General features: G+C 66.8%; 14 protein-coding genes. 6 read left to right on the forward strand and 8 right to left on the reverse strand.

Features of this window, described 5'->3' with window-relative positions; translation table 11 throughout:
• Positions 1-12: 12 nt before the first annotated feature.
• The 3 genes from CLG85_RS06575 to CLG85_RS06585 all read right to left on the reverse strand — a co-directional run bounded on the left by CLG85_RS06575 (position 13) and on the right by CLG85_RS06585 (position 1,634).
• Positions 13-633, reverse strand: a complete 621-nt coding sequence (locus CLG85_RS06575; protein WP_095880468.1) for a thiamine phosphate synthase — start codon at positions 631-633, stop codon at positions 13-15.
• 68 nt (positions 634-701) lie between these two features.
• A complete protein-coding gene (locus CLG85_RS06580; protein ID WP_095880469.1) occupies positions 702-1,031 on the reverse strand; it encodes a TfoX/Sxy family protein in 330 nt (109 codons plus the stop codon).
• Between the two features lie 87 nt (positions 1,032-1,118).
• Positions 1,119-1,634, reverse strand: coding sequence for a GNAT family N-acetyltransferase (locus CLG85_RS06585; protein WP_095880470.1), 516 nt, complete (start codon positions 1,632-1,634; stop codon positions 1,119-1,121).
• Positions 1,635-1,790: 156 nt separating this feature from the next.
• On the opposite strand from CLG85_RS06585, the gene CLG85_RS06590 reads away from it, so the two are divergent.
• The 3 genes from CLG85_RS06590 (at position 1,791) to CLG85_RS06600 (ending at position 5,233) form a co-directional block, all read left to right on the forward strand.
• A complete protein-coding gene (locus CLG85_RS06590) occupies positions 1,791-2,534 on the forward strand; it encodes an RNA methyltransferase (protein WP_095880471.1) in 744 nt (247 codons plus the stop codon).
• 82 nt (positions 2,535-2,616) lie between these two features.
• Positions 2,617-3,759: a heme A synthase gene (ctaA, locus tag CLG85_RS06595; RefSeq protein WP_095880472.1), complete on the forward strand. Its 1,143-nt coding sequence runs from the start codon at positions 2,617-2,619 to the stop codon at positions 3,757-3,759.
• A 1-nt stretch (position 3,760) separates the two neighbouring features.
• Positions 3,761-5,233: a carboxypeptidase M32 gene (locus CLG85_RS06600; protein WP_260348600.1), complete on the forward strand. Its 1,473-nt coding sequence runs from the start codon at positions 3,761-3,763 to the stop codon at positions 5,231-5,233.
• A 76-nt stretch (positions 5,234-5,309) separates the two neighbouring features.
• Here CLG85_RS06600 and CLG85_RS06605 read toward each other — a convergent pair whose 3' ends face one another.
• The 5 genes from CLG85_RS06605 to CLG85_RS06625 form a co-directional block, all read right to left on the reverse strand.
• Positions 5,310-5,744 carry a hypothetical protein gene (locus tag CLG85_RS06605; RefSeq protein ID WP_141244632.1) on the reverse strand — a complete coding sequence of 145 codons (435 nt, stop codon included), beginning with the start codon at positions 5,742-5,744 and terminating at the stop codon, positions 5,310-5,312.
• Positions 5,745-5,816: 72 nt separating this feature from the next.
• On the reverse strand, positions 5,817-6,677 hold the full coding sequence (locus CLG85_RS06610; RefSeq protein ID WP_095883356.1) for a LysR family transcriptional regulator: 861 nt from the start codon (positions 6,675-6,677) through the stop codon (positions 5,817-5,819).
• Positions 6,678-6,975: 298 nt separating this feature from the next.
• Positions 6,976-9,135, reverse strand: coding sequence for a phosphoribosylformylglycinamidine synthase subunit PurL (gene purL, locus CLG85_RS06615; RefSeq protein WP_095883357.1), 2,160 nt, complete (start codon positions 9,133-9,135; stop codon positions 6,976-6,978).
• A gap of 63 nt (positions 9,136-9,198) precedes the next feature.
• Positions 9,199-10,059 carry a class I SAM-dependent methyltransferase gene (locus tag CLG85_RS06620; RefSeq protein WP_095883358.1) on the reverse strand — a complete coding sequence of 287 codons (861 nt, stop codon included), beginning with the start codon at positions 10,057-10,059 and terminating at the stop codon, positions 9,199-9,201.
• Between the two features lie 260 nt (positions 10,060-10,319).
• The gene (locus tag CLG85_RS06625; protein WP_095883359.1) at positions 10,320-11,225 is read right to left on the reverse strand and encodes a LysR family transcriptional regulator; all 906 of its coding nucleotides are present in this window, start codon (positions 11,223-11,225) and stop codon (positions 10,320-10,322) included.
• 165 nt (positions 11,226-11,390) lie between these two features.
• On the opposite strand from CLG85_RS06625, the gene CLG85_RS06630 reads away from it, so the two are divergent.
• From CLG85_RS06630 to ccmE, 3 genes are all read left to right on the forward strand, one after another.
• Positions 11,391-14,810 (forward strand): indolepyruvate ferredoxin oxidoreductase family protein, encoded by a 3,420-nt coding sequence (locus CLG85_RS06630; RefSeq protein ID WP_260348602.1) that lies wholly within the window; start codon positions 11,391-11,393, stop codon positions 14,808-14,810.
• Positions 14,811-15,066: 256 nt separating this feature from the next.
• The gene (locus tag CLG85_RS06635; RefSeq protein WP_095882213.1) at positions 15,067-15,879 is read left to right on the forward strand and encodes a glutamate racemase; all 813 of its coding nucleotides are present in this window, start codon (positions 15,067-15,069) and stop codon (positions 15,877-15,879) included.
• A gap of 212 nt (positions 15,880-16,091) precedes the next feature.
• On the forward strand, positions 16,092-16,547 hold the full coding sequence (gene ccmE, locus CLG85_RS06640; RefSeq protein ID WP_095882217.1) for a cytochrome c maturation protein CcmE: 456 nt from the start codon (positions 16,092-16,094) through the stop codon (positions 16,545-16,547).
• The last annotated feature ends 70 nt before the right edge of the window (positions 16,548-16,617 follow it).

Consider the following 16,617-nt stretch of genomic DNA (forward strand, 5'->3'; position numbering starts at 1 on the left):
CGCGCTGAAATATCAGCGTATCGCGGAAATCAGGGACTTCAGCGCCGCGGCCGGATCCTCGGTGTTCCAGATCTCCTCGCCGATGCTGAGGAAGTCGGTCACCGGGGCGAGTTGCGCCACCAGTTCAGGGGTGAGCCCTCCCTCTGCCACCACCGGCACCTCGATGAGCTGCGACCACCATTCGAAGAGTTCGAAGTCGGCCAGAACGCCATCGCCGATCACCTCGCCGCTGAGCGGGCCGAACGCGACATAGTCCGCCCCCGCCTCGCCGGCGACCATGCCGTCATGTCGGAAGCTGCCGCAGAAGGCGCCGACGATGGCGTCGGGGCCGAGGTCCTTGCGCGCGGCGCGCACCGAGCGCGAGCCGTCGGTGAGGTGGACCCCGTCGAGTCCCAGGCGCTGCGCGAGCACCACGTGAGTGTCGATCACCAGCGCGATGTCATAGCGATGTGCCACCTCGCGCACCGCGTCTGCGGCGCGCAGCAGCCGGTCCTCGTCGCGGGTGGCGAGCGAGAGACGCATGCAGGCGATCTCTGCGGTGTCGAGCACCGAGGAGAGCTTGTCCGGGAAGCTCGAGAGATCGAACTCCGGCGGGGTGACGAGATAGAGCTGAGGCTGGTCTGCTTCGGCCATGGCGCGGCTCCTGACTTGCGAATTGCGCTCCTATATCGCGGCTTTAGGGCACAAGGAAGGGGGCAGCGTCATTTCGGCGGCAGGCTGCGGACAAACTCCAGCGCCAGCGCGGTCAGCCGGGCGCGGGTGGTGTCATCGGCCATGGCCTCGGGCGCGGCCTCTACGTAGCCGCCCATGCGCCGCCCGCCCATGATCGCGGGGCCGACGTCCTCGAGCGCGGTCGCGGCCTCCTGCGCCTCCTTGCCGACGCGGTAGAGCCCGCCCTCGGCCCGCACGCCGCAGATCATGTTGCCGTCGAGCAGGAAGCACAGCGCGCCGAACATGCGCTTTTCTGTCAGCCCGGGGAGCGGGCCGATGTCGTCGCGGAGGGTCTCGGCGAGGCCTTCGTCGTAGCTCATGCGCGGCGCTCCTTGCGGGGGATGCGCGCAGCATATCCTTCGGAGGCCTCCGGCGGGGATATTTTTACCTAGAAGAAGCGGAGGCGCTCAGTGCCGGGGGAAGGCGAAGCGGAAGACCTCGTTGGGATAGGCCTCTTCGCCGAGACGGAAATAGGTCCGGCCGATCCGCTCGAAGCCCTGCGCCTGGTAAAAGGCGATGGCGGGCGTGTTCTCGGTATTGGTTGCCAGCCAGACCGAGGGCGCATCGAGGGCCAGCGCCGCGCCGAGGCCCGCCTGCAGCAGGTCGCGCCCGATGCCGTGGCCCTTGTGGCGGGGCTGGACGTAGAGCGTGGTGATCTCGGTGTCAGAGCAGCCGGGGATCGGACCGGGCGCGCCCTGCGTGAGCCTGAGGAAGCCGTCGATGCCTTCTTCGTTCTGGCTGACGATGAAGCGTTCGGCGGGAAGTGCCAGCCAGCGCTCGAAGTTCGCCTTGGTAAAGGTGTCCAGCGCGTAGTCGGCGAATTCGGCGGTCACGCCGCGGCGGATGTAGGTGCCGAGCCAGACCTCGATCGACAGGGCGGCGAGGGCGGAGGCGTCTTCGGGTCTGGCGTCTCTGAGGGTCATGCGGGCTCCGCTTTTCAGGCTGCGCCCCTCTTGGCAGCCACGGGCGCGGGCGGCAAGGATTGCTGGCGGCTGCGAGAAATCCGGGCACCGAGGTGTCGCTTTCTTGCTCTTCTGCCCGCGCGGGACTATGCGGGAGCCGAATTTACGGAGTTTGTCATGCCGAGCGAGACGAGGCAGCCCGCATTCGTGCTGGTGCGGCCGCAGATGGGCGAGAATATCGGGGCCGCGTCGCGGGCCATGTGGAATTTCGGGCTGGACCGGATGCGTCTGGTGAGCCCGCGGGACGGCTGGCCGAACCCCTCGGCCACGGCCATGGCCTCGGGCGCCGGGCGGCTGCTCGACGAGGCGCAGCTGGTCGAGACCACCGCGCAGGCGGTCGAGGATTGCGACCTGGTCTTCGCCACCACGGCGCGAATGCGCGGGCTGACCAAGCCCGTCTACTCGCCCGAGCAGGCGATGAAGGAAGCCGCCGAGCGCATCGCGCAGGGCGGCAAGGTCGCTGTGATGTTCGGGCCGGAGCGCGCCGGGCTCGAGAACTCGGACGTGGCGCTGGCCAATGCGCTGATCAACGTGCCGGTGAACCCCGAGTTCCCCTCGCTCAACCTCGCGCAATGCGTGCTGCTCTGCGCCTATGAATGGCAGCGGGCCTCCTCGGAGATCGAGGCGCTGCGGGTCGAGATGGCAGGGGCCGAATGGGCCAGTGGCATCGAGGTCGAGAAGCTGGCCGAGCACTACGAAGAGCGGCTGACCGAGGCGGGGTTCTTCTTCCCGGAGCACAAGGCGGAGAGCATGAAACTCACCCTGCGCAACCTCTGGAGCCGCATGCCGCTGACCCGCGAGGACGTGAAGACCCTGCACGGGGTGATGCGCCAGATGGTGCGCTGGAAAGAGCGCGGCTGAGCCGCGCCTTGCTTGGGTGATGGCGGCTTGAAGGGGGCCGGGAGCGCCCCTATCGTCGCCGCGACGGATGTAGGAGAAGACCATGGCCGGAAACCGCAAGCTCTTCGAGGAGGTTGGGGCGGAGACCCCGAAGGCCGCCCCAACGGGCGGCATGATCGACAAGGGGCGTGGCGGAGCCCGCGGCGCGATCCGGGTCTGGCTGATGCTGCTTTTCGCGCTGGTCGTGGCGATGATCTGCGTTGGCGGGCTGACCCGGCTCACCGACAGCGGCCTGTCGATCACCGAGTGGAAGCCGCTGCACGGCGCAATCCCGCCGCTGAGCGAGGCCGAATGGCAGGAGGAATTCACCCTCTACCAGCAGATCCCGCAGTACGAGCTGCTCAACAAGGGCATGACCCTGTCGGAGTTCAAGGGCATCTACTGGTGGGAATGGGGCCACCGGCAGTTGGGCCGGGTGATCGGTCTCGTCTGGGCCCTCGGCTTCCTCGTCTTCCTCGTGGCGCGGCAGATCCCGAGCGGCTGGACTGGGCGGCTGCTGCTTCTGGGCGCGCTTGGCGGGCTGCAGGGGGCCGTGGGCTGGTGGATGGTGTCCTCGGGCCTCGTCGGCGACATGGTGGCCGTGGCCTCCTACCGGCTGGCGACGCACCTTGGCCTTGCCTTCATCATCCTCGGCTTCATCGCCTGGGACATCTTCCTGCTGGGCCGGCAGGAGCGCGACCTGATGCAGGCGCGGCGCCTGCGCGAGCCGAAGCTCTTCTCGATGTCCACCGGCCTGCTGCACCTTGCCTTCGTGCAGATCCTGCTGGGCGCGCTGGTGGCGGGCATCGACGCGGGCCGGTCGTTCACCGACTGGCCGCTGATGGCGGGCGGCTTCTTCCCGCCGCAGCCCTTCGACCTGGTGCCGCTCTGGCGCAACTTCTTCGAGGACCCGGGGCTCGTGCAGTTCATGCACCGGATGGTGGGCTACCTGCTCTTCGTCTTCGGTGTGGTGGTCTGGCTGCGCGGCCGCAAGTCCGCGAACGCCGACACCCGCTTCCGCTTCAACGCGGTCATGGCGATGCTCTGCGTGCAGGTGGTGCTGGGCATCACAACGGTGCTCTACGTCGCACCCTGGCATATCGCCATCACCCACCAGCTCGGGGCCGTGGTGCTCTGGGTGCTGATCCTGCGCGCCCGTTTCGGCGCGCAGTTCCCGAAAACCCAGTCGATCCGCGAGGCCCGCTGAGATGAGTGCATATGATGATCTGATGGCGTTCCAGCGCGAGACCGGCGCGCTGGCGCAGGTGGCGGGCCGGCTTGGCTGGGACCAGGAAACCACCATGCCGCATGGTGCGGCGGACCAGCGCTCCGAGGAGATGGCGGCGCTGGAAGGCGTGCTGCACGCGCGGCGCACCGATCCGCGCGTCGGCGAGTGGCTGGCGGCGATCGACGCCGCCACGCTTGACGAGGTCGGGCAGGCGCAGCTTCGGCACATCCAGCGCAGCTTCACCCGCGCGGGCCGCGTGCCGGGCAAGCTGGCGGCGGATCTGGCGCGGCTGACCAGCCGGGCACACCGGGTCTGGGCCGAGGCCCGCGCCGACGACAATTTCGCCGCCTTCGCGCCGGTGCTGAAGGACGTGGTTGCGCTGAAGCGCGAGGAGGGCGCCGCGCTTGCGGGTGGCGGCGACGTCTACGACGCGCTGCTCGACGACTACGAGCCCGGCGCCACGGCGCAGCAGCTTTCCGAGATGTTCGGCGCGCTGCGCCCGCGCCTCGTGGACCTGCGGCAGGCGATCCTCGAGCGGCCAGCGCCGAAGCCGCTTTCGGGCACCTTCGACGATGCGAAGCAGATGGAGCTGGCGCGCAAGCTGGCCGAGGTCTTCGGCTACGACATGGCGCGCGGCCGGGTCGACAAGGCGGTGCACCCGTTCAGCTCGGGCAGCGGCGACGACGTGCGGATCACCACGCGGACCAACCCGCTCGACCCGTTCAACTGCGTCTACTCCACCATCCACGAGACCGGACATGCTGCCTACGAGCAGGCCATCGCGCCCGGCTACCGCTTCACCCCGCTGGGCGAAGGCGTGTCGATGGGCGTGCACGAGAGCCAGAGCCGCATCTACGAGAACCAGCTCGGCCGCTCGCGCGCCTTCACCGGCTGGCTGCATGGGCAAATGCAGGCGCAGTTCGGCGACCTGGGGCTGAGCGCCGAGGAATTCTACGCAAGCGTCAACTCGGTGCAGAACAATTACATCCGTACCGAGTCCGATGAGGTGCAGTACAACCTTCACGTCCTGCTGCGCTTCGATCTCGAGCGGGCGCTGATCTCGGGCGATCTGACGGTCGATGACCTCGAGGCGGCCTGGAACGAGCGCTTCGCGGCGGACTTCGGCTTTGCCGTCGACAAGCCCTCGGACGGGGTGCTGCAGGACGTGCACTGGTCGGCGGGGCTCTTCGGCTATTTCCCGACCTACAGTCTCGGCAATGTCTATGCCGGCTGCCTGCACAAGGCGCTGCGGCAGGCGGTGCCCGATCTCGACGCGCAGATGGCCGAGGGCGACCTTACCGCCGCCACCGGCTGGCTGCGCGAGGCCGTGCAGCGCCATGGCGGGCTCTATGCCCCGCGCGAGGTGATCGAACGCGCCTGCGGCGTTGCCCCCTCGGAAGCGCCACTGCTCGAGTATCTCGAGGCCAAGTTCGGCGCTCTCTACGATCTCTGAGCCACCCGCGCTGAACAAATGAAGCGGCCCCGAGGGGCCGCTTCTGTTATCCGGGTGCGTGAGTGGTGGACCGGACTTAAACTGTTTCGGGGAAGTGCGGGGAGATCACGCTGAAGCGGCCCCCGCCGAAGATGACCAGTGGCAACGCCAGAAGCGCGACGACAATCACCCGCTGCGCGGTCTCGAGGTCGAAGACCGTGAAATCGGGCAGAAGGAGCTCGTGGCAGAGGTAGATGGCGAAGCCGGAAAGGGCGACGGTGCGGGTCGCGACGCCGAGGATCAGCCAGATGCTGATCGACGCGAGCACGGCGCAGATCAGCGCGGCCAGCGGCCCCGGCATGCGCACATCGAGGGCGCCCGTGAGAACCGGATCATCGGTGAAGATTTCCAGCGCGACCGTATGACCCAGCAACAGGGCAAACAGAATTCGCAGCGCGCATTGAAAAGTGGGGAAAAAGCTCACCATCGTCCTGCTCGTTAATCCGGAATCAAATGGTCCGGTTGGAAACATGTCGCCACTGTTACACTTGGCCAGCACAAAACCAAGCTGGAAATTTTCAAGTCTAACTTTGCGTAAACATTGTTAGTCAGCCGCGACAGAAGTCGCGGATATGCTGCCAGATGCCTCGAAACATTGAATAATCCAGTCCACGGCGCGGCGCATGCCCGAATCCGTCCGACGGCTTTCATGATAGAAGAGCCAACATTCCAGCGTCTCGGGGGCTGTCTCGGGTGCGGCGGGCACGAGGTCCGGTGTCTGGCATGCCAAAAGATCGGGTAGAGGGCCCGACATTCGCGTGATCTGCATGAGCCGATGCAGGGCGATGAAATTGTCGACGGTGATCTTCGGCTCCTTGGCAAAGACTTCATAGGCCTGCCTCAGGATGCGCGACCGGCTGGTGCTGGTGTTCAGGCCGACCCAGCCGCCATCGGCATCGCTGTCGCGGAAGCGATAGGGGCGGAAGCTCATCTCGCCAGCCTTGCGGGCGACGATGCGGCCCTGGTCCGGGCGTCCGAACTGCACCACGAGATCGTTCTCGCCCAGCCCTTCGCGCTCGCGCCGTTCGGTCACCGTCAGCTGCACGTTGGTCAGCAGGTCGGCCTGCGGTCCGAGCCCGGGAAACAGCACCAGTGAAGCGATGATCGGCGACGCACCAAGGCTCAGGGACACGGATTCAACATCCAGCCCCGCGCCCTGGTTGTTCAGCGTCGACTTGAGCTGCCCGTCAAAGTTCTGCGCCACGTTGATCAGCTCGCGCACCGCCTCTGAAGGGCGCCATCCGTCGGCCGTCTTGACGAAGGCGGGCACCCCAAGCGTGTCGGAGAGCCGTTCGATCCGGCGCGAGACCGTCGCAGTGTTGGTGCCCAGCAGCTTCGCCGCTGCGGTCATCGTGCCGGTCTTGGAAAGTGCGACGAGGAACCGGAGGTCGTCCCAATTGTTCATGGTCTTTTTCTGCTCGGGCTTTGAATCGCCTGTGTCGGCGGTCGATCGCGCGAGACACCCCTCTAGGTTGCATGGGTTTTTGTCGCGCGCTCTTAACGGGTGAATTACCGTTAATTTAGGGCGTTGCACACGGCAGGCAAGCAGGGACGTCCTCAAATTGGTGACAATTTGTGTCAGCTTGACGCTGGGGCAGGTAAAACGCCGCGTCCGGGATGGAACGCGGCGTTTATATGGGCGGAAAGCCGCCTCTCGTGGCCTTGGTCTGGAGCCCGGCGCGCGGGAGGCGCGCCGCTTCGAATCAGCCGAAGTAGGCGCCGAAGCTGCCGCGGTAGGCTGCGGCCAGCTCCGTGAGCGGGGCCTCGCTGCCACCGAAGCGGACTGTGTCGCCGGTGAATTTGCCGACGGTGGCGAGGGTGACGCCCGCCGCGGAGGCCGCGCTCATCAGCGCCTCGGCGGCGTCGAAGTTGCAGGCGATCAGGTAACGGGCCTGGTCCTCGCCGAAGAGCGTGGGGGTGTCCGCCGCGTCGATGTGCACGCCGACGCCCGAGGCCTCGGCCATCTCGAAGGCGGCCATGGCGAGGCCACCGTCCGAGAGGTCGCAGCAGCTGCGGATGAGGTCGCGGTTGGCGAGGATGAACTCGCCGTTGCGGCGCTCGGCGTCGAGGTCGACCGCCGGGGCGTCGCCTTCCTCGCGGTTGAACACCTCTGCGAGCAGGGCGGACTGGCCGAGGTGGCCCTTGGTCTCGCCGACGAGCAGCGCAATGTGTCCGTCGCGGGCATAGCCGAGGATCGGCTCTTCGCCGGCCGCGATCAGCCCCACGGCGCCGATGGTCGGCGTCGGCAGGATCGGCTCGCCGTCGGTCTCGTTGTAGAGCGAGACGTTGCCCGAGACGATCGGCGTGTCGAGCGCGAGGCAGGCCGCGCCGATGCCGTCGATGGCGCCGACGAACTGGCCCATGATCTCGGGCTTCTCAGGGTTGCCGAAGTTCATGTTGTCGGTGGTCGCCAGCGGGCGGGCACCGACCGAGACGAGGTTGCGATAGGCTTCCGCCACCGCCTGCTTGCCGCCCTCGACCGGGTTGGCGCGCACGTAGCGCGGCGTCACGTCCGAAGTGAAGGCCAGCTTCTTGTCGGTGCCATGCACGCGGATTACACCGGCGCCGAAGCCGGGGATGCGCACGGTGTCGGCCATGACCTGGCTGTCGTACTGCTCGTAGACCCACTCGCGCGAGCAGTAGTTCGGCGAGGAGAGCAGCGCCTTCAGCCCGTCGATCGGATCGACGCCCGGGACGTCGGCCAGCGGCGCGGCGGCGGGGGTGGCGACCCAGGGGCGGTCATACTCGGGCGCGGTGCCCGACAGCGCCTTGAGCGGCAGGTCGGCCTTCACCTCGCCGTTCAGCACGATGAGGAAGCGGTCCTCGGCGATGGTCTCGCCGACGATGGCGAAGTCGAGGTCCCACTTGTCGAAGACGGCCTTCGCCTCGGCTTCCTTGGCCGGGTCGAGCACCATGAGCATGCGCTCCTGGCTCTCCGAGAGCATCATCTCGTAGGCGGTCATGTTCTTTTCGCGCACCGGCACCTTCTCGAGGTCGAGGCGCACGCCGAGGTTGCCCTTGTCGCCCATTTCCACGGCCGAGCAGGTCAGGCCCGCAGCGCCCATGTCCTGGATCGAGATCACCGCACCGGTCTGCATCAACTCGAGGCAGGCCTCCATCAGACGCTTCTCGGTGAAGGGATCGCCGACCTGAACGGTGGGGCGCTTCTCTTCGATGGTCTCGTCGAATTCCGCCGAGGCCATGGTCGCGCCGCCGACGCCGTCACGGCCGGTCTTGGCACCGAGGTAGACCACCGGGCGGCCGACGCCCGAGGCGGCGGAGTAGAAGATGCTGTCGGTGTCCGCGAGGCCCGCCGCGAAGGCGTTGACCAGGCAGTTACCGTTGTAGGCGGGATGGAAGCGTACCTCGCCGCCGACCGTCGGCACGCCGAAGCAGTTGCCGTAGCCGCCGACGCCCTCGACGACGCCATGCACGAGTTGGCGGGTCTTGGGGTGGTCCTTTTCGCCGAACGACAGCGCGTTCATCGCCGCAATCGGGCGGGCGCCCATGGTGAAGACGTCACGCAGGATGCCGCCCACGCCCGTCGCCGCGCCCTGGTAAGGCTCGATGTAGGAGGGGTGGTTGTGGCTTTCCATCTTGAAGATGACCGCCTGGCCGTCGCCAATATCGACGACGCCGGCGTTCTCGCCCGGGCCGCAGATGACCTGCGGACCCTTGGTCGGCAGCTTGCGCAGGTGGATCTTCGAGCTCTTGTAGGAGCAGTGCTCGTTCCACATCGCCGAGAAGATCCCCAGCTCGGTGAACGTCGGCTCGCGGCCGATGATCTGCAGGATCCGCTCGTATTCGTCGGGCTTGATCCCGTGGGCGGCGATGAGCTCTTCGGTGATGGACGGTTCCTGCATCCTGACTCCCCTTAGCGTGGTTGGGGGCTCTTTAAGGCAAGGGCGGCAAAGGGGGAAGAGGGGTCAGGGCCTGCGGGCGGTCACAAGGTTCATTCTTGCGGGCACTTTGGCCCCTTCGGATGCCTCAAAAGGCGCGAAGGCGGTGTGGATGCCATCCTGAATGGCCTGCGCCTGCGCCTCGGTGGCGCCCATGTCGCGCATGTGCCGCACCGCGGGGCCGACCCGGGTGGCCAGATCGGCGGCCTTCATACCCCGCGGCAGACGCAGCTCGGCGGCGACGGTTTCCATGGCGATGTCGGCAAACCCCGCGCTGGCGAGAATGCCTCGCACCCGTTCGGGGTCGCGGAATGCCATGGGGCCGGGGGCATCGGGATCTCCGGGGGCGGCCGGGCCGAGATGATCGACCGCGACCTTCATCGGCAGGTCAAACCACGGGTTTTCCTCGCGCGCACGCCAGCAGATGAAGGCGAGCCTGCCTCCGGGGCGGAGAAACCGCAGGATATTGGCGAAAGCGGCCACGGGGTCGGCAAAGAACATCACCCCCATGCGCGACATGCACAGGTCGGCGGGCTGCTCCGGCTCCCAGACCTGAACATCGGTATGGATGAACTCGGGGCGGAGCCCCTCGAGCCCTGCAGCCCGGGTGCGCGCCACCTCGAGCAACGTGCTGGAGACGTCGAGCCCGGTGACATGGCCGTCGGGGCCGACCGCCTCGGCCAGCGCCAGCGTCGTTGCACCGGCACCGCAGCCCAGATCGATGACCCTCTCTCCGGGCCGCGGGGCGGCGGCCGCCAGCACCAGTTCGGAGAGATCGGCGTGCAGCGTGTCGAGTTCCTCGCGCAGGGTGACCCAGTTGAGGCCGGGGCCCTCGGTCCAGAAGGTCTGTTGCGCCGCGTTGTCCGGGGAAATCTCGTCTGCTGCCATGTCATCCTCCCTGCCTTGGGGGAAGGTTAGTGCAGGCCACCGTCCTGCCCAAGCAAGCTCTGGCGCGTCGGCAAAAAAAAAGGCCGAGCACAAAGCTCGGCCGAAGTCCAACAGGGAGGTTGAAGATGACGCGCACGAGGGCGCTTCAAGCTTCGTGTGCTGAATATGTGATCAGTCTTGAGTCGATCAAGGGAAGAAACGGTCTCAATCGGACATTGCTGCCATGCGCTGTTTGCATGGCGCCTGTTTTTTGGGCGCCGTCAGTCGGCGCCCATTGCCTTGAGCTGCCGCCGGTGCGCGAAGATCTCGTCCTGCACGAAGTCGCGGAAAGCAGTTACCCGCTTGGAATGGCGCAATTCTTCGGGGTAGGCGAGGAACACCGGCACCTCGTTGCTCTCGACGTCGGGCAGCACCCGCACCACATGCGGGAAATCCTCGATGATGTAGTCGGGCAGCACGCCGATGCCGAGATTGGCGATCACCGCCTGCAGCACCCCGAAGTAGTTGTTCACCGTGAGACCTGTGCGGATGTCATAGGTGAGCAGCTTCTGCACCAGCGCCTTGCCCGAGAGCACCTGCGCCGAGTTGGGATTCTGGCAGATCAGCCGGTGCGAGGAGAGATCCTCGAGCGACTCGGGCAGGCCGTTCGCCTCGAGATAGGCGGGCGAGGCGTACATCCGCATGCGGATCGACATCAGCCGCTTGCGGATCAGGTCCGCCTGGCTGGGCTCCTTCATGCGGATCGCCACGTCGGCCTCGCGCATCGGCAGGTCAAGCACCCGCTCCTCGAGCATCAGGTCGATCTTCAGATCGGGGAACTTCTCGTAGAGCTTGGTCAGCCGCGGCGCGAGCCAGAGCACGCCGAAGCCATGGGTCGTGGTGACCTTGAGTTCGCCGAAGACCTCTTCCTCGCTGTCGCGGATGCGCGCGGTGGCGCTGTCGATGCGCTTCACCATGGCGGCGGTCGCGTCGAACAGCAGCTCCCCCTGCTCGGTGAGAATCAGTCCCCGGGCATGACGGTGGAAAAGAGTGGTATCCAGCGCCTCTTCGAGCGCCCGGATTTGCCGTGACACGGCGGATTGCGACAGATGCAGCGCATCTCCCGCATGAGTCAGACTGCCCGCATCCGCGACAGCGTGAAAGATCCTGAGCTTATCCCAATCCATGGCGGCATCTTATTCAACTTTGGCGCCCTGTATACGACAGGAACGATTAACGGGAACACATCTTAGCCGAGTGTGGGAAAATCACGAAAATTTCCCTATCCGGGTCAGCATGTGTGACCTATCATGGTGCATGGCTGCAAGCACTATGAGCGATGGGAGGCGCGCATGAGCAAGCAAGCAATTTCCCTGCAGGACAGGTTTGATTTAAACAAGAATTCCGTCCTTTTGAATGGGACACAGGCGCTGGTTCGCCTGATGCTGATGCAAAAAGAGCGCGATCGTGCCGCCGGGTTGCATACGGCGGGTTACGTGACGGGCTATCGCGGCTCTCCGCTGGGCGCCGTCGACATCCAGATGAAGCGCGCCGGAAAGCTGCTGACCGAGAATGACATCCTCTTCCAGGAAGGGCTGAACGAGGATCTCGCTGCCACGGCGCTCTGGGGCGCGCAACAGGCAGAGTTGCGCGGCGAGGGCAAGTACGATGGGGTCTTCGGGCTCTGGTACGGCAAGGGCCCCGGCGTCGACCGCTCGGGCGACGTGATGCGGCACGCCAATATGGCGGGCACCTCGAAGCACGGCGGCGTGCTCATGGCCATGGGCGACGACCACACCGGCGAAAGCTCGACGGTGCTGCACCAGTCCGAATGGGCGCTGGTGGATGCCTACATGCCCGTGGTTTCGCCCGCAGGCGTGCAGGAAGTGCTGGATTTCGGCATCTACGGTTTTGCGCTGTCGCGCTTCTCGGGCCTATGGGTCGGCCTCAAGACCATGAAGGACACGGTCGAGGCCACCGCCGTCGTCGATGGCCGCCCGGACCGCATGTCTTTGGTGATGCCGGAGTTCCTGATGCCCGAGGGCGGGCTCAACATCCGCCTCGGCGACACCCCGCACGCGCAGGAAGCGCGGATGATCGACTTCAAGCGCTTCGCCGCCGAGGCCTTCTCGCATGCCAACAGGATGGACAAGCGCGTCTGGGGCAAGCCCGGGGCCAAGATCGGCCTTGTCGCGGCGGGCAAGAACTGGCTCGACCTGCAGCACGCCATGTCGCTGCTGAACATCGACGAGGCGGAGGCCGAGCGTCTGGGGATCACCACCTACAAGGTGGGCCAGACCTTCCCGCTGGACATGAAGGGCTTCCACGACTGGGCCGAGGGGCTCGAGCTGATCGTCATCGTCGAGGAAAAGCGCAAGCTGATCGAGGTGCAGGTCAAGGAGGCGATCTTCGACGACCGTCGGGGCCGCCGGGTCTACGGCTGGTACAAGGGCGGGGCAGGCGGCATGCACCGCGAAGAACTGTTCCCCACCCGCGGCGCGCTCGATCCGGTGTGGATCGCGCAGAAGCTCGGCGAGATCTTCGTCGAGGAGGGCCGCGGCACCGAGGGCATCAAGGCCGGGCTGACAGCGCTCGACGAGGCGCGCAAGGCGGACAATGCCCCCGATCTCGCCGCGCGGCTGCCCTATTTCTGCTCGGGCTGCCCGCACAACACCTCGACCAAGGTGCCCGAGGGCTCGCGCGCCTATGCCGGGATCGGCTGCCACTACATGGTGCAATGGATGGACCGCAGCACCACCGGCTTCACCCACATGGGCGGCGAGGGGGTCAACTGGGTCGGCGAGGCGCCCTTCTCCAAGCGCAGCCACGTCTTCCAGAACCTCGGCGACGGCACCTACAACCACTCCGGCTCGCTGGCGATCCGCGCCGCGCTCGCCGCGGGCACCAACATCACCTACAAGATCCTCTACAATGACGCCGTCGCCATGACCGGCGGCCAGCCCAACGAGGGCGGGCTGACGGCCGACCGCATCGCGCGCGAGCTCAAGGCCATGGGCGTCGAGCACCTTGCCGTGGTCTACGACGAGAAAGAGGAGGTGAACTTCGACCTCTTCCCCGGCGGCATCGAAAAGTTCGAGCGTTCGGAAATGAATGCGGTGCAGAAGCGCTTCGAGAAGATCGGTGGCGTCTCGGTCATCCTTTATATCCAGACCTGTGCGGCCGAGAAGCGCCGCCGTCGCAAGAAGGGCACCTTCCCGGACCCCGACAAGCGGGTGTTCATCAACACCGATGTCTGCGAGGGCTGCGGCGATTGCGGTGTGCAGTCGAACTGCGTCTCGATCGTCCCCGCCGAGACCGAGCTTGGCCGCAAGCGCGCCATCGACCAGTCGAGCTGCAACAAGGACTATTCCTGCCTCAAGGGGTTCTGCCCCTCCTTCGTCACCCTCGAGGGCGCGAAGATGCGCAAGGGCGAAACTACCGATCTCGACCTGCCGCACCTGCCGCAGCCGCAGCTGCCGCAGATCGACAAGACGCACAACGTGGTGATCACCGGCGTCGGCGGCACCGGGGTTGTCACGGTCGGCGCAGTGCTGGCGCAGGCGGCGCAGATCGCCGGCATGGGCGCGGGCATGATGGAGATGGCGGGCCTCGCCCAGAAGGGCGGCGCGGTGCACATCCACCTGCGGCTGGCCATGCGCCCCGAGGACATCTCGGCGGTGCGCGTGGCGACGGGCGAGGCCGATGCGCTGATCGGCGGCGATCTGGTGGTCAGCGCCGGGGCCAAGACCCTCGGCCTCACAAAGCGCGGTCGCACCGGCGCCGTGGTCAACGGGCACGAAATCATCACCGGCGAGTTCACCCGCAACACCGAGTTCCAGCTGCCTTTCGACCAGCTGCGCGTGGCGCTCGCGGCGCGGATGCAGGACCGGCTGGCGATCTTCGATGCAACCGAGCTGGCGCGCATCACCATGGGCGACTCGATCTTCTCGAACATGATGATCCTCGGCGCCGCCTGGCAGCAGGGGCTGCTGCCGCTGCCGCATGACGCCATCGAGGAGGCGATCCGCCTCAACGGCGCGGCGGTCGAGCGCAACCTGCGGGCCTTCGAGATCGGCCGCTGGGCGGTGCTCCACCCCGCCGAGGCGGCGGCGCTGATCACCCCCAGGGTGACCCCGAAGCCGAAGTCTCTGGAAGAGAAGATCACCTTCCGCGCCGACCACCTCGCGGTCTACCAGAACAAGCGGCTGGCGAAGAAATACCGTGCCCTGCTGGACGGCATAACCGACAAGCGCCTGCGCGAGGCGGTGGCCAGGGGCTATCACAAGCTGCTCGCCTACAAGGACGAGTACGAGGTGGCCCGCATGCATCTCGAAACCCGCAAAAAGGCCGAAGAGACCTTCGAGCCCGGCTTCGCGATGAGCTTCCATCTCGCCCCGCCGATGCTCTCCAAGGAAGGCTCCGACGGGCGACCGCAGAAGAAGACCTACGGCGAGGGCATGCTGAAGGCCTTCGGCTTGCTGGCCAGGCTGAAATGGCTGCGCGGCACCGCGCTCGACCCCTTCGGCCGCACGGCGGAGCGGAAGATGGAACGCGCGCTCATCGCGCAGTACGAGCGCGACATGGCCGAGCTGCTGCCCAAGGTGACGCCCGAAACCCTCGACGCCACCATCGCGCTGGCCGAGCTTCCGCTGCAGATCCGCGGCTATGGCCCGGTGAAGGAGAAGGCCGAACGCGCCGCCGCCAAGCGCCGCGAGGAGCTCCTCGCGGCCATCCGCGCCGGCGGCAGCCCCATGGCCCGGGCCGCCGAATAGGCGCGGCGGCCCCGCCGCCCTTTCTTCTGGGCAAAATATCCCGGGGGTGCGGGGGCAGCGCCCCGTCTCCCGCGCTCGGGCGGCGGCGGAGCTTGCGCACCTTCGCCGTAGGGCGCAATGGATCTCCTCGCGAAAGCGCCGTAAGACCGGACCCCGGGGCTTCCGCCACGTGAGTCGGCGGGGTGACATGAGGCAGGTCGGGCAGGTGCCCGGCACGGTGCAGGCCGGGCGTGCGTCCCGGCAAGGAGGGCAGAGAATGGCGGTTGGTGTGTTCGATTCCGGGCTTGGCGGGCTCACGGTTCTCGACGCGGTGGCGAAGCGGCTGCCCGAGGTGCCCTTCGTCTATTACGCCGACAGCAAGCACGCGCCCTACGGCGTGCGCGACGCGGATGACATCTACGATCTGACCACCAGGGCCGTCGCCAACCTCTGGGACGCGGGATGCGATCTGGTGATCCTCGCCTGCAACACGGCCTCGGCGGCGGCGCTGCGCCGCATGCAGGAGAACGGGCTGCCCAAGGGCAAGCGCGTGCTCGGGGTCTTCGTGCCGCTGATCGAGGCGCTGACCGAACGGCAATGGGGTGACAACTCGCCGCCGCGCGAGGTCGCGGTGCAGCATGTCGCGCTCTTTGCCACCCCCGCCACAGTGCGCAGCCGCGCCTTCCAGCGCGAGCTGGCTTTCCGCGCCATCGGCGTCGACGTCGAGGCGCAGGCCTGCGGCGGGCTGGTCGATGCCATCGAGGAGGGCGACATGATCCTCGCCGAGGCGCTGGTGCGCAGCCATGTGGACGCGCTCAAGCGCAAGATGCCGCACCCGCAGGCGGCGATCCTCGGCTGCACGCATTACCCGCTGATGCTGGAGGTCTTCCAGGAGGCGCTTGGCGCCGATGTCACGGTCTACTCGCAGGCGAACCTCGTGGCCTCCTCGCTCGATGACTACCTCAAGCGCCACCCCGACATGCTGGGGACGGGGACCGAGAGCCGCTTCCTGACCACCGGCGATGCGCGCAAGGTCTCGGTCCATGCGACGCAGTTCCTCAAGCGGCCGCTCAGCTTCGAGGCGGCCTAGGACTCTGCGAAGGAACAACGCGGGCGCACCGCCCTCATGCGCAGGTCCGAGCGGGGGCGCTGCCCCCGCACCCCCGGGATATTTCCGCCTAGAAGAAAGGGGCGGGAGCGCGGGCGGGGCGCGGCGCGGTGACGCAATTTGATTTGGAGCGGTTCTCTCGGCGCCCTAAGGTGCCATATAGGGAGAACGGCATGCATGTCGGGGAGAAGACGATGGGTCTCAAATCGCTGAAGAAGCAGCGGCGCATCCAGGTCGTGGCGCTGGCCGCGGTGGCGCTGGTCGTCTCGACCGCGCTGATCGGCTACGCCATGCGTGACGGGATCAACTTCTTCCGCTCGCCGAGCCAGGTGGTCGAGGCCCCGCCGTCGCCGAACGAGACCTTCCGCATCGGCGGGCTGGTCGAGGAAGGCTCGCTGGTGCGCGGGCAGGGCCATGAGATCAGCTTCTCGGTAACCGACGGTGGCGCCTCGGTGCCGGTGGTCTTCGAGGGTGTGCTGCCCGATCTCTTCGATGAGAACCAGGGCATGGTCGGCACCGGGCGCTATGTCGACGGCGTGTTCCGGGCGACCGAAATTCTCGCCAAGCACGACGAGACCTACATGCCGAAAGAGGTGATCGACGCGCTGAAGGAGCAGGGGGTCTACGAGGATCCCAACGCCGGCAGCTGACACCTTTCGCTGATCGCAAGCGCAGGGCGTGCCGATGGCGCGCCCTTTTGCCTTGCGGCTTGCAGCGGGT

Origin of the sequence: Alloyangia mangrovi, from assembly GCF_002300555.2 — a bacterium.
Lineage (GTDB): Bacteria > Pseudomonadota > Alphaproteobacteria > Rhodobacterales > Rhodobacteraceae > Salipiger > Salipiger mangrovi.

Coding starts and splice junctions, on each gene's coding strand:
- ctaA (WP_095880472.1), top strand. CDS start 2,617: ATGGCCGGAAACCGCAAGCTCTTCGAGGAGGTTGGGGCGGAGACCCCG.
- CLG85_RS06635 (WP_095882213.1), top strand. CDS start 15,067: ATGGCGGTTGGTGTGTTCGATTCCGGGCTTGGCGGGCTCACGGTTCTC.
- CLG85_RS06630 (WP_260348602.1), top strand. CDS start 11,391: ATGAGCAAGCAAGCAATTTCCCTGCAGGACAGGTTTGATTTAAACAAG.
- CLG85_RS06610 (WP_095883356.1), bottom strand. CDS start 6,677: ATGAACAATTGGGACGACCTCCGGTTCCTCGTCGCACTTTCCAAGACC.
- CLG85_RS06600 (WP_260348600.1), top strand. CDS start 3,761: ATGAGTGCATATGATGATCTGATGGCGTTCCAGCGCGAGACCGGCGCG.
- CLG85_RS06590 (WP_095880471.1), top strand. CDS start 1,791: ATGCCGAGCGAGACGAGGCAGCCCGCATTCGTGCTGGTGCGGCCGCAG.
- CLG85_RS06625 (WP_095883359.1), bottom strand. CDS start 11,225: ATGGATTGGGATAAGCTCAGGATCTTTCACGCTGTCGCGGATGCGGGC.
- purL (WP_095883357.1), bottom strand. CDS start 9,135: ATGCAGGAACCGTCCATCACCGAAGAGCTCATCGCCGCCCACGGGATC.
- CLG85_RS06585 (WP_095880470.1), bottom strand. CDS start 1,634: ATGACCCTCAGAGACGCCAGACCCGAAGACGCCTCCGCCCTCGCCGCC.
- CLG85_RS06575 (WP_095880468.1), bottom strand. CDS start 633: ATGGCCGAAGCAGACCAGCCTCAGCTCTATCTCGTCACCCCGCCGGAG.
- ccmE (WP_095882217.1), top strand. CDS start 16,092: ATGGGTCTCAAATCGCTGAAGAAGCAGCGGCGCATCCAGGTCGTGGCG.
- CLG85_RS06580 (WP_095880469.1), bottom strand. CDS start 1,031: ATGAGCTACGACGAAGGCCTCGCCGAGACCCTCCGCGACGACATCGGC.
- CLG85_RS06605 (WP_141244632.1), bottom strand. CDS start 5,744: ATGTTTCCAACCGGACCATTTGATTCCGGATTAACGAGCAGGACGATG.
- CLG85_RS06620 (WP_095883358.1), bottom strand. CDS start 10,059: ATGGCAGCAGACGAGATTTCCCCGGACAACGCGGCGCAACAGACCTTC.